22 protein-coding genes and 1 pseudogene are annotated in these 18,981 nt (G+C 68.2%); 12 read left to right on the plus strand and 11 right to left on the minus strand.

Features of this window, described 5'->3' with window-relative positions; genetic code table 11:
- Window positions 1-32 precede the first annotated feature (32 nt).
- From I1A62_RS41985 to I1A62_RS41995, 3 genes are all read left to right on the plus strand, one after another.
- Complete coding sequence (locus I1A62_RS41985; RefSeq protein WP_124390375.1) at window positions 33-1,148, plus strand: ferredoxin reductase; 1,116 nt, start codon at window positions 33-35, stop codon at window positions 1,146-1,148.
- A gap of 62 nt (window positions 1,149-1,210) precedes the next feature.
- Window positions 1,211-2,467, plus strand: coding sequence for an acyl-CoA desaturase (locus I1A62_RS41990; RefSeq protein WP_072937638.1), 1,257 nt, complete (start codon window positions 1,211-1,213; stop codon window positions 2,465-2,467).
- Window positions 2,468-2,579: 112 nt separating this feature from the next.
- Window positions 2,580-3,818, plus strand: coding sequence for an acyl-CoA desaturase (locus I1A62_RS41995; protein ID WP_124390374.1), 1,239 nt, complete (start codon window positions 2,580-2,582; stop codon window positions 3,816-3,818).
- Between the two features lie 28 nt (window positions 3,819-3,846).
- Here the strand turns inward: I1A62_RS41995 and rsgA are convergent, their stop codons facing one another.
- Together rsgA and aroA are read right to left on the minus strand one after the other, a co-directional pair.
- Window positions 3,847-4,887: a ribosome small subunit-dependent GTPase A gene (rsgA, locus tag I1A62_RS42000; protein WP_219458009.1), complete on the minus strand. Its 1,041-nt coding sequence runs from the start codon at window positions 4,885-4,887 to the stop codon at window positions 3,847-3,849.
- Window positions 4,833-6,149 carry a 3-phosphoshikimate 1-carboxyvinyltransferase gene (aroA, locus tag I1A62_RS42005; RefSeq protein ID WP_219458011.1) on the minus strand — a complete coding sequence of 439 codons (1,317 nt, stop codon included), beginning with the start codon at window positions 6,147-6,149 and terminating at the stop codon, window positions 4,833-4,835. The genes rsgA and aroA overlap by 55 nt, the downstream gene beginning before the upstream one ends.
- A 78-nt stretch (window positions 6,150-6,227) precedes the next feature.
- On the opposite strand from aroA, the gene I1A62_RS42010 reads away from it, so the two are divergent.
- Window positions 6,228-6,986: an SOS response-associated peptidase gene (locus I1A62_RS42010; RefSeq protein ID WP_124390410.1), complete on the plus strand. Its 759-nt coding sequence runs from the start codon at window positions 6,228-6,230 to the stop codon at window positions 6,984-6,986.
- Here I1A62_RS42010 and ybaK read toward each other — a convergent pair.
- A complete protein-coding gene (gene ybaK, locus I1A62_RS42015) occupies window positions 6,973-7,467 on the minus strand; it encodes a Cys-tRNA(Pro) deacylase (protein ID WP_124390371.1) in 495 nt (164 codons plus the stop codon). The genes I1A62_RS42010 and ybaK overlap by 14 nt on opposite strands.
- 99 nt (window positions 7,468-7,566) lie before the next feature.
- On the opposite strand from ybaK, the gene I1A62_RS42020 reads away from it, so the two are divergent.
- Both I1A62_RS42020 and rsrA read left to right on the plus strand, forming a co-directional pair.
- A complete protein-coding gene (locus tag I1A62_RS42020; RefSeq protein WP_124390409.1) occupies window positions 7,567-8,301 on the plus strand; it encodes a sigma-70 family RNA polymerase sigma factor in 735 nt (244 codons plus the stop codon).
- Window positions 8,298-8,579, plus strand: coding sequence for a mycothiol system anti-sigma-R factor (gene rsrA / locus I1A62_RS42025; protein WP_072937642.1), 282 nt, complete (start codon window positions 8,298-8,300; stop codon window positions 8,577-8,579). The genes I1A62_RS42020 and rsrA overlap by 4 nt, the downstream gene beginning before the upstream one ends.
- A 70-nt stretch (window positions 8,580-8,649) precedes the next feature.
- Here rsrA and I1A62_RS47360 read toward each other — a convergent pair whose 3' ends face one another.
- On the minus strand, window positions 8,650-8,724 hold the full coding sequence (locus I1A62_RS47360) for a 50S ribosomal protein bL37 (protein WP_022597109.1): 75 nt from the start codon (window positions 8,722-8,724) through the stop codon (window positions 8,650-8,652).
- A gap of 94 nt (window positions 8,725-8,818) precedes the next feature.
- Here I1A62_RS47360 and I1A62_RS42030 point away from each other — a divergent pair, with 94 nt between their 5' ends.
- Together I1A62_RS42030 and I1A62_RS42035 are read left to right on the plus strand one after the other, a co-directional pair.
- Window positions 8,819-9,034 (plus strand): biotin/lipoyl-binding carrier protein, encoded by a 216-nt coding sequence (locus I1A62_RS42030; protein ID WP_005240095.1) that lies wholly within the window; start codon window positions 8,819-8,821, stop codon window positions 9,032-9,034.
- A 20-nt stretch (window positions 9,035-9,054) separates the two neighbouring features.
- A complete protein-coding gene (locus I1A62_RS42035) occupies window positions 9,055-10,557 on the plus strand; it encodes a sensor histidine kinase (RefSeq protein ID WP_124390369.1) in 1,503 nt (500 codons plus the stop codon).
- Window positions 10,558-10,617: 60 nt separating this feature from the next.
- On the opposite strand, the gene I1A62_RS42040 is transcribed toward I1A62_RS42035, so the two are convergent.
- Both I1A62_RS42040 and I1A62_RS42045 read right to left on the minus strand, forming a co-directional pair.
- Window positions 10,618-10,872 carry a WhiB family transcriptional regulator gene (locus I1A62_RS42040; protein WP_073359278.1) on the minus strand — a complete coding sequence of 85 codons (255 nt, stop codon included), beginning with the start codon at window positions 10,870-10,872 and terminating at the stop codon, window positions 10,618-10,620.
- Window positions 10,873-11,111: 239 nt separating this feature from the next.
- Window positions 11,112-12,068: a diacylglycerol kinase family protein gene (locus I1A62_RS42045; RefSeq protein ID WP_219458012.1), complete on the minus strand. Its 957-nt coding sequence runs from the start codon at window positions 12,066-12,068 to the stop codon at window positions 11,112-11,114.
- 76 nt (window positions 12,069-12,144) lie between these two features.
- Between I1A62_RS42045 and I1A62_RS42050 the strand changes: the two genes are divergently transcribed.
- Window positions 12,145-12,582 (plus strand): hypothetical protein, encoded by a 438-nt coding sequence (locus I1A62_RS42050; RefSeq protein ID WP_124390367.1) that lies wholly within the window; start codon window positions 12,145-12,147, stop codon window positions 12,580-12,582.
- Between the two features lie 18 nt (window positions 12,583-12,600).
- On the opposite strand, the gene I1A62_RS42055 is transcribed toward I1A62_RS42050, so the two are convergent.
- Both I1A62_RS42055 and I1A62_RS42060 read right to left on the minus strand, forming a co-directional pair.
- The gene (locus I1A62_RS42055) at window positions 12,601-13,080 is read right to left on the minus strand and encodes a GNAT family N-acetyltransferase (protein WP_124390366.1); all 480 of its coding nucleotides are present in this window, start codon (window positions 13,078-13,080) and stop codon (window positions 12,601-12,603) included.
- Window positions 13,077-13,688 (minus strand): acid phosphatase, encoded by a 612-nt coding sequence (locus tag I1A62_RS42060; protein ID WP_124390365.1) that lies wholly within the window; start codon window positions 13,686-13,688, stop codon window positions 13,077-13,079. Before I1A62_RS42060 ends, I1A62_RS42055 begins: the two co-directional genes overlap by 4 nt.
- Window positions 13,689-13,757: 69 nt before the next feature.
- On the opposite strand from I1A62_RS42060, the gene I1A62_RS42065 reads away from it, so the two are divergent.
- Window positions 13,758-14,555 (plus strand): ParA family protein, encoded by a 798-nt coding sequence (locus I1A62_RS42065; RefSeq protein ID WP_124390364.1) that lies wholly within the window; start codon window positions 13,758-13,760, stop codon window positions 14,553-14,555.
- Here I1A62_RS42065 and I1A62_RS42070 read toward each other — a convergent pair.
- Entirely contained in the window at window positions 14,527-15,357 is an 831-nt protein-coding gene (locus I1A62_RS42070; RefSeq protein ID WP_219458014.1) for an SDR family oxidoreductase, read from the minus strand. The two genes, I1A62_RS42065 and I1A62_RS42070, sit on opposite strands and share 29 nt — an antisense overlap.
- A gap of 8 nt (window positions 15,358-15,365) precedes the next feature.
- Window positions 15,366-16,197: pseudogene (locus I1A62_RS42075) on the minus strand (NAD(P)H-dependent oxidoreductase).
- A gap of 100 nt (window positions 16,198-16,297) precedes the next feature.
- On the opposite strand from I1A62_RS42075, the gene I1A62_RS42080 reads away from it, so the two are divergent.
- Window positions 16,298-17,284 carry a GlxA family transcriptional regulator gene (locus tag I1A62_RS42080; protein WP_124390361.1) on the plus strand — a complete coding sequence of 329 codons (987 nt, stop codon included), beginning with the start codon at window positions 16,298-16,300 and terminating at the stop codon, window positions 17,282-17,284.
- 95 nt (window positions 17,285-17,379) lie between these two features.
- Window positions 17,380-17,754: a VOC family protein gene (locus I1A62_RS42085; protein ID WP_219461713.1), complete on the plus strand. Its 375-nt coding sequence runs from the start codon at window positions 17,380-17,382 to the stop codon at window positions 17,752-17,754.
- Between the two features lie 9 nt (window positions 17,755-17,763).
- On the opposite strand, the gene I1A62_RS42090 is transcribed toward I1A62_RS42085, so the two are convergent.
- Window positions 17,764-18,978 (minus strand): hypothetical protein, encoded by a 1,215-nt coding sequence (locus tag I1A62_RS42090; RefSeq protein ID WP_124390360.1) that lies wholly within the window; start codon window positions 18,976-18,978, stop codon window positions 17,764-17,766.
- Window positions 18,979-18,981 lie beyond the last annotated feature (3 nt).

Genomic DNA, 18,981 nt, shown 5'->3' on the forward strand with positions numbered 1-18,981 from the left:
GCGTAGGTCGTGACGGAAAAGGTGGAGGTCGGATGGGTCTGAAGGATTGGATCGAGGCGCCCGCAGCAGCGGTCGTGCCCGCCAAGCGGTCCAAGCTCAATTGGTTGCGCGGTGCGGCGGCACGTCTGACGACGCCGTTGCTCCCCGACGACTACCTGCACCTGGCCAACCCGCTGTGGTCGGCCCGCGAACTGCGCGGACAGATCGTGGAGGTGCGCGCGGAGACGGCGGACTCCGCCACGATCGTCATCAAGCCGGGCTGGGGATTCGACTTCGACTACGAGCCCGGCCAGTACATCGGCATCGGCCTGCACATCGACGGACGCTGGCACTGGCGTTCGTACTCCCTCACCTCGCCCCCGAACTGGGACGACAAACTCATCTCCATCGCCGTCAAGGCTATGCCCGAGGGATTTCTGTCGAGTCACCTCGTCAACGGTGTGCCGTCGGGAACGATCGTCCGGCTCGCGACGCCCACGGGCAACTTCGCGCTGCCCGATCCGCCGCCGCAGCGCATCCTGTTCCTCACCGCGGGCAGTGGCATCACTCCCGTCATGGCGATGCTGCGCACGATGAACCGGCGCGGCCAGCTTCCCGACGTCTTCCACGTCCACTCGGCGCCCACCGATGCCGACGTGATGTTCGCCGACGAACTCACCCAGCTCCACGAGGAGCACGACGACTTCCGGTGCAAGATCCAGCTCACCCGCAGCCAGGGCAAGTTCGCGTTGTCCTCGCTCGACGAGGTGTGCCCGGACTGGCGCGAACGGCAGACGTGGGCCTGTGGGCCGCTGCCGATGCTCGACGAGATCGAGACGCTGTGGCGCGACGAGAACATCGAGGACAAGCTGCACCTCGAGCGTTTCGCCGTCTCCCGCGCGGACACGTCCGGCGAGGGTGGAACGGTGACGTTCGCCAAGGCCGACAAGACCGTCACGATCGACGGTGCCACCACTCTCCTCGAGGCAGGTGAGCAGGTCGGGGCACTGATGCCGTTCGGCTGCCGGATGGGGATCTGCCAGACCTGTGTCGTGCCGATTCTCGCCGGGCACGCCATCGACCTGAGGTCCGGCAAGCAGCACGCCGAAGGTGACCGAGTCCAGACTTGTATCTCGGCGGCGGCAGGGGACTGCACGCTCGACGCATGAGCGTGAGCGTGTTGTTCACCTGACTCCGCTATTCTCGGACTCTCACCAGACGGAGGAGCACGGTGGCGATCACCGACATCAAAGAGTTCGCGCATCTGACCGAAGCGGACATCGAATCGCTCGGACGTGAGTTGGATGCGATCCGGCTCGACGTGGAGGATTCGCGCGGCGTCCGTGACGCCCGATACATCCGCCGGGCCATCAGGGCGCAACGACTGCTGGAACTCGGTGGCCGGCTCGCGCTGTTCGGCAGCAGGTACAGGCCGGCCTGGCTCGCGGGCACCGCGATGCTCTCCCTCTCGAAGATCATCGAGAACATGGAACTCGGCCACAACGTGATGCACGGCCAGTGGGACTGGATGAACGATCCGGAGATCCACTCGATGTCGTGGGAATGGGATCAAACGGGCCCCTCGGAGCATTGGAAGCGGGCCCACAACTACTCCCACCACACGTTCACCAACATCGTGGGAATGGATTCCGACGTCGGTTTCGGCATCCTCCGGATGACCCGCGACGAGGAGTGGCGGCCGATCAATCTTCTGCAGCCGTTCGCCAACATCGTCCTGGCTGCCACGTTCGAGTGGGGGATCGCGCTCCACGACCTCACGTTCGCGGCCGAGTTGGAGGGCGCCGAGAAGGGGCAGCTCAACTCGCAGGCCAACAAGGATTTCGCCCGCAAGATCTTCCGTCAGGTCGGCAAGGACTTTCTCCTGTTCCCGGTGCTCGCGGGGCCGGCGTGGAAGTCGACGCTGACGGCGAACACGACAGCGAATCTCGTGCGGAACCTGTGGGCGTACGTGGTGATCTTCTGCGGGCATTTCCCGGACGGTGCCGAGAAGTTCACCGTGGACGAATACGAGAACGAGACCCGGCACGAGTGGTATCTCCGGCAGATGCTCGGCAGCGCCAACTTCGACTCCGGCAAGATCATGGGTTTCATGAGCGGGAATCTCAGCTACCAGATCGAGCATCATCTGTTTCCCGATCTCCCGAGCAACCGGTATCCGGAGATCGCCGTGAAGGTGCGGGCGCTGTGCGAGAAGTACGACCTCCCGTACACCACGGGGTCGCTCGCCAAGCAGTACCTGCTGGCCCTGCGCACGATCCACAAACTCGCCCTGCCCGACCGCTTCCTGCGCGCGACGGCGGACGACGCCCCCGAGACGTCCTCGGAGCGGAAGTTCCGCGATGCCCGCGACGCGGGTGCCGCGATGGTCGAGACGCTGCGCACCGATCCCGTCACGGGGCAGCGCCGGGGTCTGCTGTCGGCGCTGCGCGCCCACGCGGAGGCCAAGATCTCGCGCCGTCGTCGGTGATTTCACTCACACCTACACTCAAGTAACCTACGGTGCCGTAACTTACGGTACGGTAGGTCATGTCAGCGCCTATCCGGTGTGAACTGTCGACCCAGCCAGGAGGAGGTCCCCCATGGCGATTGCAGATGTCAAGGAATACGCACATCTCACCGAAGCCGATGTCGAGGCGCTCGGGCGCGAGTTGGATGCGATCCGCCGCGATATCGAAGAATCTCGCGGGGAGCGCGACGCGCGCTACGTCCGGAACACCATCAGGCTGCAGCGTGGACTCGAGATCAGTGGCCGCGCAATGCTGTTCGCGAGCAAGCGGCGTCCCGCCTGGCTGGCGGGCACGGCCCTGCTCTCGCTCTCGAAGATCATCGAGAACATGGAACTCGGCCACAACGTCATGCACGGCCAGTGGGACTGGATGAACGATCCCGAGATCCACTCCACCTCGTGGGAGTGGGACGTGACGGGACCGTCCGCTCACTGGAAGCAGACGCACAACTACATTCACCACAAGTACACCAACGTCCTCGGCATGGACGACGACGTGGGATACGGACTGCTGCGCGTCACGCGTGACCAGCGGTGGAAGCCGTTCAATACCGGCAATCTCCTCTACAACACCCTGCTCGCGCTGTTCTTCGAGTACGGCATCGCGGCGCAGCACCTCGAGCTCGGCAAGGTCGCCAAGGGGCGCGTGCCGAGCGAGGAAACCCAGCGCAAGCTCCGCGAGGTCGGCGAGAAGGTCGGCAAGCAGATCCTCAAGGACTATGTGATCCACCCTGCGGTCACCGGTCCTGCGTGGAAGAGCACGCTCACCGCCAACATCGCCGCGAACATGATCCGCAACGTGTGGACCAACGCGATCATCTTCTGCGGGCACTTCCCGGACGGCGCCGAGAAGTTCACCAAGGCCGACATCGACAAGGAGACGCCCGCGCAGTGGTACCTCCGGCAGATGCTCGGTAGCGCGAACATCGACGGCGGCAGGCTGATGGACTTCATGTCCGGCAACCTGAGCTACCAGATCGAGCACCACCTGTTCCCCGACCTGCCGAGCAATCGGTACGCGGAGATCGCCGTGCGGGTGCGGGAGCTGTGCGAGAAGTACGACCTGCCGTACACGACAGGCCCGTTCCTGGTGCAGTACGCGAAGTCGTGGCGCACCATCGCCAAGCTGTCGTTGCCGAACAAGTACCTCAAGGCGACCGCGGACGACGCCCCGGAAACGGCGTCGGAGCGCAAGTTCGGTGGAAACACCACGGCGACAATCGATCCCGTGACCGGCCGCCGTCAGGGGCTGGGTTCCGCGATCAAGCGCACCCGCAAGCGTGGCGGTCTGCGCGCGCTGCTTTCCCGCTAGAGAGTTCCGCCACGGCGCGGTTCGTCCCTCACCAGGCCTCGTTGGACGCGATGGCCGTGAGGAGGTGACGGACCGCGTCGACGCGTTTGGCGGCCTTGCCCTCGAGGTGGTCGAGCGCGCATTCCGGATCCGCGGGCGGGCCGAGGTGAGTACACCCCCGCGGGCAGTCCTCGATGGCCGCGGCCAGGTCGGAGAACGCGGCCACCACGTTCTCCGGGGAGATGTGGGCCAGCCCGAACGACCGGATGCCGGGGGTGTCGATCACCCAGCCGCCCGACGGGAGCGGCAGCGCGACCGATTGCGTGGACGTGTGCCGGCCCTTGCCCACGCCGGACACCACGCCGACGGCCCGGTCGGCGTCGGGCACGAGGCGGTTGACGAGAGTCGACTTCCCGACCCCCGAATGCCCGATCAGTGCGGTGAGCCTGCCGGACAGCATCGACAGGACCTCGTCGACCGGATCGTCGCGGCCCGCCACGACCACGGGGACGTCGAGGTCGGCGAACGTGCTCGCGAACTCCTCGGGCGGTTCGAGGTCGCTCTTCGTCAGGCACACGACGGGGCTCAGCCCGCCCGCGTACGCTGCCACGAGCGCGCGTTCGACGAATCCCGTCCGCGGCGGCGGGTCGGCGAGCGCCACGACGATCAGCAACTGCTGCGCGTTGGCCACCACGATCCGCTCGTAGGGGTCGGTGTCGTCGGCGGTGCGCCGCAGCACGGTGGCGCGCTCGGCCACCCGCACGATCCGCGCCAGGGTGTCGGGTTTGCCGGACAGATCGCCGACGACGCTCACCTCGTCGCCCACCACGATGGGGGTGCGGCCCAGTTCGCGGGCGCGCATGGTGACGAGGGGACGCTCGGGGTCGCCGCCCAGAACGCAACCCCACCGGCCGCGGTCGACGGCGACGACCATCGCCGACTCCGCGGCGAGGTGCTCCGGCCGGGTTTTCGTGCGCGGGCGCGTTCCTCGGCCCGGGCGCACCCGGACGTCGGACTCGTCGTACTGCCTGCGGCTCAGAAGCTCGCCTTCCGACCGGTGCCCGCAGCCGCGGACAGCATTGTGGCCCACAGGTTCTCGAAACCGGGCAGCGTCTTGGCCGTGGTGCCGATGTCCTCGATCTCGATGCCGTCGACCCGCAGGCCGACGATGGCTCCCGCCGTCGCCATCCGGTGGTCGGCGTAGGAACGCCACGTTCCGCCATGCAGGTCGGTGGGGACGATGGTGAGGCCGTCCTCGGTTTCGGTGACGTTTCCGCCGAGTGAGTTGATCTCGTGTGCGAGCGCGGCCAGCCGGTCGGTCTCGTGTCCGCGCAGATGCGCGATGCCGCGCAGGTGGGACGGGCCGTCCGCGAGTGCGGCGAGCGCCGCGACGGTCGGGGTGAGTTCGCCGACGTCGTGCAGGTCGATGTCGATGCCGGTCAGCTGCTGTGGGCCGCGGACGGTGAGGTTCGCCCCGTCCCGCCGGACGTCGGCGCCCATCGCGAGCAGGATCTCGCGGATCGCGTCGCCGGGCTGCGTCGTCTCGGCAGGCCACAGCGGAACGGTCACCTCACCGCCGGTGACGGCGGCGGCGGCGAGGAAGGCGGTGGCATTCGACAGATCGGGCTCGATCACCCTGTCGACGGCCCGCACCGGACCGGGGCTCACCCGCCACGTGTCGGCCTCCCCGCCCGTCGCCGGAGTGGAGACCTCGACACCGGACTCGCGCAGCATCTCGACCGTCATGTCGATGTGCGGCATGGACGGGACCGTCTTGCCGTCGTGATGGACCGTGACGCCCTCGTCGAACGCGGCCGCCGACAGCAGCAGCCCGGACACGAACTGCGAAGAACCGGACGCGTCGATCGTCACGCGGCCACCGCGCAGGGAGCCCGCGCCGCGGACGGTGAACGGCAGGGAGTCGCCGTCGATGTCCGCGCCGAGACCGCGCAGCGCGTTCAGGATCGTGTCGAGGGGGCGGGTGCGCGCCTGTTCGTCGCCGTCGAAGTCGACCGTTCCGTCGGCGAGCGCCGCGACCGGCGGAAGGAACCGCATGACGGTGCCTGCCAGGCCGCAGTCGACCGCACCGCCCCGGAGGGGTCCGGGGGTGACCCGCAGCGTCGTGTCGTCGCCGGCCGTCTCGATGCCGATTCCCAGCGTCCGGAGCGCGTCGATCATGAGGTCGGTGTCCCGGCTGCGCAGTGCCCCGGTGAGGGTGGACGGACCGTCCGCGAGTGCGGCGAGGATCAGCGCGCGATTGGTGATCGACTTCGATCCGGGGAGGGCGACCGTCGCGACGACGGGCGCTTCGGCACGGGGGGCGTTCCACAGGCTCAGGCTCACGGTCTCCATCTTCGCCTATCGGGCGGGTGGCCGGGCGGGGTGGGCGGCGTGTCGCGGGTGTCGGTGGTTCGTGCCACTCTGGTGGGCATGTGCGGCAGGTATGCGACCACTGCGAATCCGGCGACACTCGCGGCCGACCTCGACGCGATCAACGAGGCGGGCGAGGAGGAGAGTCCGCCCGACTTCAACGTGGCGCCCACCACGCAGGTCCTCACGGTGGTCGACCGGCACGACGCCCGGCGGATCCGGCGGATGCGGTGGGGTCTCGTGCCGTCCTGGACGAAGGAACTCGGCAAGGGCCCGGTGCTGTTCAATGCCCGCGCGGATTCGGTCGACAACAAACCCGCGTTCCGGACCTCGTTCAAGTACAAGCGCTGCCTCGTGCCGATGGACGGCTGGTACGAGTGGCAGACCGAGACCGAGCCGGCGGCCGCCGGGAAGAAGGCGGGCAAGGCGAGGAAGATTCCGTACTACATGTCGCCGGAGGACGGTTCGCGCCTGTACATGGCCGGGCTGTGGTCCGTCTGGCACGATCCCGCGGTCGAGGAGTCGCCTCCCGTCCTGAGCTGCAGCATCATCACGGTCGACTCCGCCGCCCAGCTCGAGAACGTGCACGACCGGATGCCGCTCGTGATGCCCCGCGACCGCTGGGCCGCCTGGCTCGACCCCGAGCACCCCGCGTCCACGGACCTGCTGGAGGTGTCACCCGACGCCATCGCCGACATCACCGTCCGGCGGGTGTCCACGCTGGTCAACAGCGTGAAGAACAACGGTCCGGAACTCCTCGACCCCGACGCCGCAGGGTGCGACGACGCGCAGGTGGGGGAGCAGATCAGCTTGCTGTGACCGCCGCGGTGACGGCTCCGCTGAGCCGCACCAGATCGGCGGGTGCGAGTTCGATCTCGAGTCCGCGCCTGCCCGCGCTGCACAGCACCCGGTCCCAGTCGAGCGCCGACGCGTCCACGACCGTCGGAAGTGCCTTCCGCTGTCCGAGCGGGGAGATACCGCCGAACACGTACCCGGTGGAGCGCTCGGCCTCGGTGCGGTCCGCCATCACGGCCTTGCCCGCGCCCAGCGCCGCGGCCGCCGCCTTCAGGGACAGCTTCTCCGGCACCGGCAGGACCGCCACCGCCAGTTTGCCCGTGTCGAGTTTGATCACGAGCGTCTTGAACACCTGATGAGCGGTGACGCCGACCGTCTCGCCCAGCGCGTCGACGGCCTCCGAACCGTACGACTCCGCCCGCTCGTCGTGCGCATAGCTGTGCACGGTGTGGTCGATGCGCTGTGTGACGAGCAGTTTCGTCGCGGGAGTGGCAGTTCCGGCCATGGACGAACACTCTGCCACGCGGTGCGGGAACACCACGGGCGGGAGTCGTGTTGGTACCTGCAGAAGACCCGTACATCGAAGGGAGTGGTCCGTATCGTGATGTCCTCGGTAATCGAGCCCACGTCGCGTCTGCAGTTGGCGGTAACGTTGACGCCCACGGCGACCGAAGGGATCAGCGTGCAGGAACATGACCGTCCGACGGCAGAGAAGGCCGAGCCTCAGGACGAGTTGATCGCGCGTTTCGAAAGGGATGCGCTCCCACTTCTGGATCAGCTGTACGGCGCTGCTCTGAGGATGACCCGGAACCCGGCGGACGCCGAGGACCTCGTGCAGGAAACGTACGTGAAGGCCTACACGGCGTTCCGTTCGTTCCGTGAGGGCACCAACCTCAAGGCGTGGCTGTACCGGATTCTCACGAACACGTACATCAACTCGTACCGCAAGAAGCAGCGCCAGCCCGCGCAGTACCCGACCGACGAGATCACCGACTGGCAGCTGGCGGCGACGGCGGAGCATTCGTCGACCGGGCTGCGGTCCGCCGAGGTCGAGGCACTGGACGCGCTTCCCGACGACGACATCAAGGAAGCCCTTCAGGCGTTGCCGGAGGAGTTCCGGATGGCCGTCTACTACGCCGATGTCGAGGGCTTCCCCTACAAGGAGATCGCCGAGATCATGGGCACCCCGATCGGGACCGTGATGTCGCGACTGCACCGCGGGCGCAAGCAGCTCCGGGGTCTGCTCGCCGACGTCGCACGCGAACGAGGCTTCAACCGTGGCGGCACCGACGTGGCCGGCGACAGTGTAGTGAGTGCGGAGCAGGAGGTTTCTCGGTGAGCGAGCAGGACGAATTCGAGCAGCTCGACTGCTCCGCCGTCATCGCGGACGTCTGGCTGATGCTGGACAGCGAATGCGACGAGGCCTCGCGGGCGCGGCTGCAGCGGCACCTCGACGAGTGCGGGTCGTGCCTCGAGGCGTACGGGATCGAGGAGAAGGTCAAGAGCCTCGTGAACCGCAAGTGCGGCGGCGAGCACGCACCGGAGAGCCTGCGTCAGAGGCTCTCCATCGAGTTGCGGCGGACGATCCTCATCACGAATACCGAACCCGAGTCGTAACCCGCCAGAACAGCAATCAGGGGCCGGAAAGCATCGCTGCTTTCCGGCCCCTGGTGCGTTCTACGGCGCGTCAGGCGTTGGGACGCTTGCCGTGGTTTGCGGCGTTGCCCTTGCGACTGCGCTTCTTACGACCACGCTTACCCATGAGTAGATCTCCCTTCTTTTCACCACAGTCTTCCACGTGTGGTTGGGTGTCCTTGCAACAGGGCTTTCTCGACACCCGGGAGTGAAGGATCACAATGGCAGAAGACGTGCGCGCCGAAATGGTTTCGACGGTGTATCAGGTTGTGGTGAGCGCGGGTGACGAGGTGAAGGAAGGCGACACCCTCGTCATCCTCGAGTCGATGAAGATGGAAATCCCCGTCATCGCCGAAGAGCCCGGCACGGTTACCTCGGTGGACGTCAAGGTCGGGGACGTGATCCAGCAGGGTGACCTCATCGCAGTCATCTCCTGAGCTGACTGACACACCCCACGATGTCGACCCTGAGCGATCTCCTCGCCGAACACACCGACCTGCCCGGCGAGGCCGTCGACCACCTCCAGCGCGTCGTCGGCGAATGGCAGTTGCTCGCCGACCTCTCCTTCGCGGACGTTCTGCTGTGGGTCGGCGCGGACTCCGCGGCCACCAACCCGGCCGGCACCGTGATCTGCGTCGCGCACTGCAGGCCCACCACTGCGTCGACCGCGTTCCCGGAGGACGTCGTCGGGACAGTCGTGTCTGAGTCGGAACACCCGCAGGTGCTGCAGGCGTTGCTCGAGGGCAACGTCGTGCGCCCCGAGGACGGCGGCGGGCACGCGGGTTTGCCGCCCCGCGGCGAAGCGGTCCCCGTCCGGTGGAACGGCGAGGTGATCGCCGTCCTGAGCCGCGACACCAACCTGTCGCACCAGCGGGCGCAGAGTCCGCTCGAGGTCGCGTATCTCGACTGCGCCGAGGACCTGTGCCAGATGATCAGCGACGGCACGTTCCCGATCCGTGAGGCCCGCTCGGACACCAACTCGAGCCCCCGCGCCGGCGACGGCTTCATCCGCCTGGACACCGACGGCAGCGTCGTCTACGCCAGTCCCAACGCGCTGTCTGCGTACCACCGGATGGGTCTGAGCTCGGACCTGATCGGCCAGAACCTCGCCGCCACCACGCGATCACTCGTGACGGATCCGTTCGAGTCGCAGGAGGTCGCCGGGTACATCCGCGACACGATCGCCGACAAGCCGGGTCGCCGGATGGAGATCGAGGCCAGGGGAGCGACCGTCCTGCTGCGGGCCCTGGTTCTCAAGCCCGGCGGGAAGCGGGTCGGCGCCGCCGTCGTCGTGCGGGACGTCACGGAGGTGAAGAGGCGGGATCGTGCCCTGCTCAGCAAGGATGCGACGATCCGCGAGATCCACCACAGGGTGAAGAACAATCTGCAGACCGTGGCGGCGCTGCTGCGGCTGCAGGCCCGCCGTACCAACAACGAGGAGGCCCGTCAGGCGCTCAGCGAATCGGTGCGACGTGTCACGTCGATCGCCCTCGTGCACGACACGCTGTCGATGTCGGTGGACGAGGAGGTGGACCTCGACGAGGTCGTCGACCGGCTCGTGCCGATCCTGTCCGACGTGGCGACGGTGAGCACGCCGATCAAGGTCCGCCGGGAGGGCAGCTTCGGGGTGTTCTCCGCGGAGCGGGCCACCCCGCTGGTGATGGTTCTGACCGAACTCGTGCAGAACGCGATCGAGCACGCCTTCGAGCCGGGCGCGGCCGGCACGGTCACCATGAAGGCTGAGCGGTCGGCGCGCTGGCTGGACGTCGTGATCCACGACAACGGCAGGGGATTGCCGCCCGGTTTCAGCCTCGAGCGGTCCGACCGGCTCGGTCTGCAGATCGTCCGGACCCTGGTGGCCGCCGAGCTGAACGGTTCGCTCGGGCTGCACCCGGGGGCGGAGGGTGGAACGGATGCCGTGTTACGCGTACCGCTGGGCCGTCGTGGACCGCGGTACTGACCGGCGGGCAAGCAAAAGGCCCGGCACCATGTGGTGCCGGGCCCGTCTCCTTCTGAAGTATCAGACGGTGGTGCGGGCACGCGTCCGAGCGTTGCGGCGCTTGAGTGCGCGACGCTCGTCTTCGCTCATGCCGCCCCACACACCGGCGTCCTGGCCCGACTCGAGTGCCCACGAGAGGCAATCGGCGGTCACCGGGCAGCGGTTGCAGACAACCTTGGCATCAGCAATCTGCGCGAGAGCCGGACCGCTGTTGCCCACAGGGAAGAACAACTCGGGGTCTTCGTCGCGACAGATTGCCTTGTGGCGCCAGTCCATCCTTCTGCTCCTTAACTGGGTGCGTCGTGCACCGTTTCGTCTTCATGAGTTCATGTGTGCGTAGAGAATGTTTCCGCACTGTTGCTTGTGAATGCTTTCACGAACTGGCGGGATGTCAATAGAAAACCGCCGCACCGTGGGGGAGCTCACGTAGTTAGGCTGCCCTTCGAGGCGCGCCGTCCTTTTTACCCTGCGCCGGTGCTTCCCGCTAGGTGAAAACGGGGATTCTCGAGAATTGCTCAGGGTCGCGGCGGCGCGACGACATCCAGCGCGTCGGGCACCGAAACGAACTCCACTACGTTCCGAAGTCCGATGTAGTCGCCGTCCATCTGCAGTCCGATCGGCTCCGACGCGGAGATCCGCACGCACGGAACGTCGTCGACCCGGACGAGTTTCTTCGCCTTCGGGCGGGTGCCGGGCGACAGCAGTTGGCGGGCCACCCGCAGGGTGGTGAGGATCGCGGTGGACCGCATCGCGAACACACCGAGGCCGGTGTCGTAAGTGGTGTCGGGATTGGTGTGGACTTCCCGCTTGTTCAGATACGTCCAGGGACTCGCGTTCGACACGAAGGCGTAATGAACGCCCTCGACCGGATCGCGGTCGGGAACCTCGACGGTGAGGGTCGGCTCCGCGTACTTCGACCGGAAGAACACGCGCACCGCCGCGCGGACGTATTGCGCCGGTGTGGCGGGGCGCCCGTTCTTGCGGTGCATGTCGACGGCCTCACACACCTGGGCGTCCCAGCCGACGCCCGCGTTGAACGTGAACCAGCGGTGGTCGCAGTGGGCGAGTCCGATCCGGCGACGCTGCCTGTTGGAGAGGAGATCGATGAGCTGGTTGGTGGCGTCCACCGGGTCGGGCGCGATGCCGAGCGAGCGGGCGAACACGTTCGCCGACCCGCCGGGGACGACGGCGATCGGGGGGATCGGCCCCACCGTCACCGCGCTCATCGACTTCGGGTCCGGGGTGCCGAGCAGCCCGTTGACCACCTCGTTCACGGTGCCGTCGCCGCCGTGGACGATGATCAGGCCCATCCCGTCGATGCAGGCCTGCTGCGCCAGTTCGGCGGCGTGCCCACGGTGCGTCGTGTGCGCGACTGTCAACCGCACCCGGCTCGACAGCGCGTGCGCGAGCAGGTCCCGCCCGGCCGGGGTCGTCGATGTGGCATTGGGGTTGACGATCAGCAGCGCGCGCACGGGGCCCAAGCCTAGCCGGGGCGGCACGAGTCACCGTCCGAGGCCGCCGGCGGCTGGGTGTTCTAGGCTGGCCGACGTGCCGAAGCCGTCTCTCAGCAAGTCCACGCCCACCACGGTCCGCGCGGCGGGCGCCCTGGTGTCGCTCGAGGGCGCGGTGGCGGTCGGTGTCGCCGTGGTGCTGGTCGTCCGGGGGCTGCTCGGGCACGACCAGAGCGTCAGCAGCGGATACGGCACCGCGGCCTGGTTCGCCATTCTCGGTGGCGCCGTGCTCGCTGCCGGGCTCGCCCTGATCTTCGGCAGGCGCTGGGGGCGGGCGATCGCGATCGTCGCCCAACTGCTTCTGCTTCCCGTGGCGTGGTCGCTGCTCACCGATTCGCACCAGCCGTTCTTCGGTGTGCTGCTCGGCGTCGTCGTGGTGGGAGCCCTCGGGTGCCTGTTCAGCAGCCCGACGTCGAAATGGATGGCGGCCGAGTACGGCGAGGAAGCCGACGCCGACAACCCGTCGGAGCGCTGACTCACCTCGCGCGGAGCGCTAACTCACCTCGGACGCGAGGCGGCCGAGCGGATCCCCGGTGAGCCGGTACGTGGTCCACTCGTCCTGCGGGTGCGCGTCGAGGGACTCGTAGAACGCGATCGACGGCTTGTTCCAGTTGACCACCGACCACGACAGCCGCGTGTAGCCGTTGTCGACGCACTCCTTCGCGAGCGTGGCGAGCAGAGCCTTGCCGTGACCGGAACCGCGTTCGGACGGGCTGACGAACAGGTCCTCGAGGTAGATGCCGTGCGTTCCGTCCCAGGTGGAGAAGTTCCGGAACCACACCGCGATCCCGACGACCCGGTCGTCGTCGTTCGTCGCGACGTGGGCGAACGTGGACGGCTGCGGACCGAACAGGGCGTCGTCTATCTGGTCGTCGGTGACGGTGCACTTGTCGCGGGCCCGCTGGTGTTCGGCCAGTTCGTAGATCATCGCGGTGATCGCGGAGACGTCCTCGGGTACAGCGCGTCTGATCATCGGGCACCTTCCGTCGTCACGTTGTGGCTGACCACCTGTTGCGCCCCGTGCTCGAAGCCGAGGACGGAGTACGCGCCGGGTGACATGGCGAACCGTCGCCCCTCGCTGATGGGAAGCTCCGCCCAGCGGGCGATGAGCGCGCGGGAGAAGTGGCCGTGCCCGACGAGGATCACGTCGCGGTCGACGAGTTGGGAATGCGCGACGGACAGGACGAGGTCGCAGCGGGTATGTACCTGCTCGGCCTGTTCGCCGCGCGGACACGGGTGCGTCCACACGGTCCAGTCCGGCACCTGCTGCCTGATCTCGGGCGTCGTCATGCCTTCGTAGATGCCGTAGTCCCATTCGGCGAGCGCGTCCCAGGTGCGCTGAATTTTCAAACCCGCCAGCTGCGCCGTCTCCTGGGCGCGTTGCCGCGGGCTGACGATGACGAGGGGGTCGCGCAGGGCGAGGGCATCCATTGCCGGGCCCACCTGCCGCGCCTGGGCTTCACCCAGTTCGGTGAGGTGGACGTCGGTCCGGCCGGTGTGTTTGCCCCAACGGGCCCATTCCGTTTCGCCGTGCCGGAGGAGGACGATCCGGCGGCCGCGCGGCGAATCACTGGGTGGCATCCATCCATCATGTCAGTCAATCTGCGTGTATGGCTCGCCTCCGGCAGCGAAGTAGGTAAGGATCGAGCCGTGACAACGGTTCTTGCAGTGGCAAATCAGAAGGGTGGGGTCGCGAAGACCACCACGGTCGCCTCTCTCGGCGCAGCGCTCGTCGGGCTGGGCCAGAAGGTTCTGGTGGTGGATCTCGACCCGCAGGGGTGCCTGACCTTCTCCCTGGGGCACAACCCGGACCGCCTGGACGCCTCCGTCCACGAGGTGCTGACGGGTGATCTGGGGGCGCGCGAAGCGGTGATCGACACCGAGGACGGGGTCGCGCTCCTGCCCGCGACGATCGACCTCGCGGGCGCGGAAGCGTTGCTGCTCATGCGTCCCGGTCGTGAGTTCGCGCTCAAGCGCGCTCTGGCGCCGCTGCTGGACGACTACGACACGGTCATCATCGACTGTCCGCCGTCGCTCGGTGTGCTCACGCTCAACGGGCTCACGGCGGCGCAGTCGGTACTGGTGCCGCTGCAGTGCGAGACGCTCGCCCACCGTGGTGTGGGGCAGTTGTTGCGGACGGTCACCGAGGTGCAACAGATCACCAACCCCGACCTGGTGCTGCTCGGCGCGCTGCCGACGCTGTACGACGCGCGCACGACCCACAGCCGGGACGTGCTGTCCGATGTGTCCGATCGCTACAACCTGCCGGTCCTCGCGCCGCCGATCCCGCGGACGGTGCGGTTCGCGGAGGCGACGGCGTCGGGTGCCACGGTCCTGGCGGGGCGCAAGAATAAGGGTGCCCAGGCGTACCGGGACCTCGCCGAGAACCTCGCCAAGCACTGGGCGGGATCCGAACTCGCTACGTTTTCGCCTGGAAGTGCCGAGTAAGTTCGTCCGGCGTGGGATTCCACGCGGCGGGCCAATCCTGTTGGCGTAGTTGGGCATCCGTGCCTCCGTCGGCGAACACGACGCTTCCGCAGAACAGTGTCGACCCCGGTCCGAGCAGGAATTCGACGAGTGCGGCGATCTCGTCCGGGCGGCCGCGTCTGCCGAGCGGCACCGGATAGAAGTCGAGGGCCTTCGCCAGTTCGGGGTCGAGGTCGTCCCCGTTGGTCATCGGCGTGTCGATCATGCCCGGCGCGATCGCGTTGAGTCGAATTCCGTTGCCGATCCAGTCGGGCCGCACCGCTTCTCGCCTGATCCACCAGGCCAGCGCCAGCTTGGACGCCGGGTACGCGGGGATGGCGGTCACCTCGTCGCCGATCCGCACCGCCTCCGCCTCGTCGCCGCGCAGGCACGCGGTCACCAGATCTTCGGGAACTCCGGGCTGGGTGGTGGTGCTGCTCGACGAGATCACTACCACCGAGGCGCCGTCGGCGCGTTCGAGCGCGGGCTTCAGGGACATCACGAGTTCCACGGCCCCGAAATAGTTGACGGCGATCAGCTTGCCGCCGGGGACGTGGGACAGCGATCCGAGTCCGGCGCAGCAGACGAGGCCGTCCACGACGCCGCCGCTCCTTTCGGTCACGGCGGCGGCCGCCGCGGCCCGGCCGCCGGGGGTCGACAGGTCGGCTGTCACGTCGGTGTGTGCGAGGTCGACGCCGATGACGGTGTGGCCGCCGGCCTCGAGGGTGCGGCGACTCGCCGCCCCGATGCCCGAGGCCGCGCCGGTGATCACGTAGGTTGCCATGCCGTGAATTAGAACACGTTACACCGCGCAGTGGGTGGGGAGTTCGGCCTCCGGTCCGCACGTCCCGGATTCCGCGTCGGCGTAGTGGGCGCGCAGTCCCGTGACGCCGGGTGCCCGGTCCTCGCGGAGCACGAACCGGTCGTCGTAGTCGCCGCCGTTCTGTGAGCGGAAGGGCAGCGGCGTGTCGGTGAACAGGCCGGACAGGCGCTCGATCAGGCGGGCCGCGACGCCGGGGTAGTGCTCGGCGGGCAACCGGTCCGCGCTGTCGATCAGGACGGGCGGCAGCACGGACATCCCCGTGTACCAGAAGATTCCGTGGTGGATGGGGAACAGGACCTCGTCCATCGGGCCGTTGATTCCGCGTGGGCCCGCGCTGTCGGCGCTGCCGCCGAAACTGACGACGGTCATCGCCCGCTTGCCGGCCAGGGTCCCCTCGCCGTACCGCCGGGTGGAACCGTCCTCTCGGCGCATCCCGTATCCGTAGCCTTCGACGAACACCCGGTCGAACCAGCCCTTGAGGATCGCGGGCATGCCGTACCACCACAGCGGGAACTGCACTATCACCGCGTCGGCCCACCCGAGTTTGCGCTGCTCGGCGAGGATGTCGGGAGCCAGGGTGCCCTCGGCCAGTGCCCGCCCGGACCGCGCCCCGACCAGGAGGCGGCCGGTCGGATCGTGCGCGAAGTCGTCCGCGGTCACGACGGGGTTCCATCGCATCTCGTACAGGTCGGAGGTCCGGATCTCGTGGCCGGCGCCGCGCAGAGCCACGAGGGCATCACTGCGCAGTGCCGCGTTCAGGGACTTCGGTTCGGGATGTGCCGATACCCACAGGATCTTCATGGTCCACCTTTCGCTCGGTCGCCTTCGACCCTTCCGATCATGGATCCGCGTACGTCGCCGCACCAGTGGCCGGTGAGACACTATGTGAAATAATCGGGCCATGTCCACAACGGCAGACGAACGGGCCGGGCGACGGCATCGCGTCGTCGTGTTCGTGCGCGACGGCCTGCTCCCGATCGAGTTCGGAATCGTCCACCGACTGTTCGGCGAAGCGCGATCGCGGGACGGCGAACCGCTGTACGAGGTCCTCACGTGCGCCCTCGCTCCCGGCCCCGTCCGGACCGACACCGACGTGACGCTGTCGGTCGAGCACGGCCCGGCGCTGCTCGGCACCGCCGACACGGTCGTCGTCCCGGCATCCGACCAGGATTACGACCCGCCGGCGGACGGCGGGCTGCCCCGCCACCTCGCGGACGCCTTCGCACACATCCGGCCGGGCACCCGGGTGGCCTCGATCTGCACGGGTTCGTTCGTCCTCGCGGCCGCCGGCCTGCTGGAGAACCGGCGTGCCACGACGCACTGGAAGTCGGCGGACGCGTTCCGGAGGCTCTACCCGGACGTGCACCTGGACCCCGGCGTGCTCTACACCCACGACGGCCCCGTACTCACCGCCGCCGGCGTCGCCTCCGGAATCGATCTGTGCCTGTACATGATTCGTGTCGACCACGGTGCGTCGGTGGCCAACGAGGTGGCGCGCGGAACGGTCGTGCCGCCTCATCGCAGCGGCGGCCAGGCGCAGTTCGTCACCACGCCCGTCCCGGAGGCCGACGGTGCGTCGACGTCGGGAGCGCGGGCTCGGGCGCTGGCCCGGCTCGATCAGCCGCTGTCGCTGCGGGAACTGGCCGCGGGGGAGTCGATGAGCGTGCGCACGTTCACCCGGCGATTCCGCGCCGAGACGGGGATGTCGCCGACGCAGTGGATTCTCGAGCAGCGGATCATCCGCGCCCGTGAACTGCTGGAGAACACCGACCTGCCGGTGGACGACGTGGCCGGGGCCGCGGGATTCGGCACCGCGACCTCCTTGCGGCAACACCTCGCGCGCACCGTCGGCGTCTCACCTTCCGCGTACCGCGCCACCTTCCGCTGACGGGAGAGCGGTGTGCCCATTCGTCCAAGTGCGGCGCGGTGCCCGGCGCTAACGTCGGGCCCATGACGGACACGCCTCGGAACAACACCCTGACGATGCGCGCTCAGCCGCTCCTCGCCGTCGACGACGTCCAACGGGCAGGCGAGTGGTACCGGAAGGTCCTGAACGCGCGCAGCGGCCACGGTGGACAGGACTACGAGCAACTCATCGTCGACGGGCACATGATCCTGCAACTGCACCGACTCGACGAGGGCCACCACCACGGCACCATCGGAGATCCGTCGCTTGCGCGGGGAAACGGAGTGGCGATCTGGTTCGAGACGACCGACTTCGACGGCACCGTCGCGCGGGTGCGGAAGGCGGCAGCCGACGTGGTCACGGACGTGCACGTCAATCCCAATGCAGGACATCGCGAGATCTGGCTCCGCGATCTCGACGGCTACCTCGTGGTGTTCGCCGAACCCGCCTGAGCGACGAGCTCAGCGCAGCGCCGCCACACCGTCGCCGCGCTGTTCGAGCACGACGTCGCCCGCCACGGTCGTGGTGATCGGCCCGGTCGTGGTATCCCGCGCGACGGGGATCGTGCGCAGCAACGCGCCGTTCGACAGATCGAGCACGGCGATCCCGGATTCCACCGGAACCAGCAGGTTCCCGGCCATCACGGCGCCCGGGCCGAGAGCGCCGGGGAAGGTCCAGCGGGGAACGAGATCGGACGCGCCGAGCGCGACGACATCCGAACCGGTCCACCAGGTGACGATCGAACTGCTCGCCGACGTGACCGGATCCGGTCCGATCTTCAGGGCGAGCGCGTATTCGGACACGGCGTTGCCGGTGCCGTCGAACAAGCCGATCCGTGGTCCGGTCGTCCTGCCCGCGGGCAGATAGACGGCCGTGGTCTCGCCCGACACCCCGAGGATCCGCGCACCCTGGACGCCGGCGTCGACACCCGCCAGGACGCTGGACCCGTACTCCTCGGGTTCCTGATTGTCCTTCGGCGAGGGATTCATGACCGTCAGCCGATCGGCCACCTCGCCGGGGCAGCGCTCGAGCACGGACAGCTTGCTGCTGCTCGAACCGGCGTCGATCAGCGTGCATCCGCTGCGGGGCTGCTTCTTGGGGTTCACCGGCGCGTCCACCCGCCCGTACTCGACGGTGCGCACGAGGTCGGAGCGCCACAGTTCCAGACGGCGGTCGCCGAGGGACGCCACATAGGTTCCGTCGGCCGTCAGCGTCACCGCGGGATCGGCGTCGCTGTTCCGCTGCGCCAAACGCTCACCGGTGCCGCCGTCGAGTTCGGTGACCTGGGAGCATCCGCGGTCGTCGCGGTAGACGGCCACGACCTTCTCCCACGACGCCGTCACACCACACAGGTCGAGGTCACGCTCGTACCGCCACAGCTCGGTACCCGACATCCGGTCCCGGCCCACGACGTCGCCGCCCTCGGCGGTGACGACGGCACCGCCGACGACGAGAGGCGCGGTGGTGGCGGAACTGGCGGAGTCCCAGATCGGGCTCAGTGTCTCCGGGACCGTCAGGGCCGTGACGAGCGCGGGCGGCGGCTCGGCGGCGGTGACCGAGGTGGTGCCCCGGGCATCGCTGCGGAACCACACCACGGTGAGGGCGACCACGACCGCGACGGCGATTCCGGCAGCGACGACGAGATCGGCGCGCGAGCGCCGCTCAGGTGCGAGCACGGT

It is taken from the genome of Rhodococcus sp. USK10 (assembly GCF_019378875.1).
Lineage (GTDB): Bacteria > Actinomycetota > Actinomycetes > Mycobacteriales > Mycobacteriaceae > Rhodococcus_F > Rhodococcus_F pseudokoreensis.

Excerpts from the sequence above, each read along its gene's own strand:
- I1A62_RS41985 (WP_124390375.1), top strand. The coding sequence starts at position 33 with ATGGGTCTGAAGGATTGGATCGAGGCGCCCGCAGCAGCGGTCGTGCCC.
- I1A62_RS41995 (WP_124390374.1), top strand. The coding sequence starts at position 2,580 with ATGGCGATTGCAGATGTCAAGGAATACGCACATCTCACCGAAGCCGAT.
- aroA (WP_219458011.1), bottom strand. The coding sequence starts at position 6,149 with ATGGAGACCGTGAGCCTGAGCCTGTGGAACGCCCCCCGTGCCGAAGCG.
- I1A62_RS42010 (WP_124390410.1), top strand. The coding sequence starts at position 6,228 with ATGTGCGGCAGGTATGCGACCACTGCGAATCCGGCGACACTCGCGGCC.
- ybaK (WP_124390371.1), bottom strand. The coding sequence starts at position 7,467 with ATGGCCGGAACTGCCACTCCCGCGACGAAACTGCTCGTCACACAGCGC.
- I1A62_RS42020 (WP_124390409.1), top strand. The coding sequence starts at position 7,567 with ATGTCCTCGGTAATCGAGCCCACGTCGCGTCTGCAGTTGGCGGTAACG.
- I1A62_RS42030 (WP_005240095.1), top strand. The coding sequence starts at position 8,819 with ATGGCAGAAGACGTGCGCGCCGAAATGGTTTCGACGGTGTATCAGGTT.
- I1A62_RS42035 (WP_124390369.1), top strand. The coding sequence starts at position 9,055 with ATGTCGACCCTGAGCGATCTCCTCGCCGAACACACCGACCTGCCCGGC.
- I1A62_RS42040 (WP_073359278.1), bottom strand. The coding sequence starts at position 10,872 with ATGGACTGGCGCCACAAGGCAATCTGTCGCGACGAAGACCCCGAGTTG.
- I1A62_RS42055 (WP_124390366.1), bottom strand. The coding sequence starts at position 13,080 with ATGATCAGACGCGCTGTACCCGAGGACGTCTCCGCGATCACCGCGATG.
- I1A62_RS42060 (WP_124390365.1), bottom strand. The coding sequence starts at position 13,688 with ATGCCACCCAGTGATTCGCCGCGCGGCCGCCGGATCGTCCTCCTCCGG.
- I1A62_RS42070 (WP_219458014.1), bottom strand. The coding sequence starts at position 15,357 with ATGGCAACCTACGTGATCACCGGCGCGGCCTCGGGCATCGGGGCGGCG.
- I1A62_RS42080 (WP_124390361.1), top strand. The coding sequence starts at position 16,298 with ATGTCCACAACGGCAGACGAACGGGCCGGGCGACGGCATCGCGTCGTC.
- I1A62_RS42085 (WP_219461713.1), top strand. The coding sequence starts at position 17,380 with ATGCGCGCTCAGCCGCTCCTCGCCGTCGACGACGTCCAACGGGCAGGC.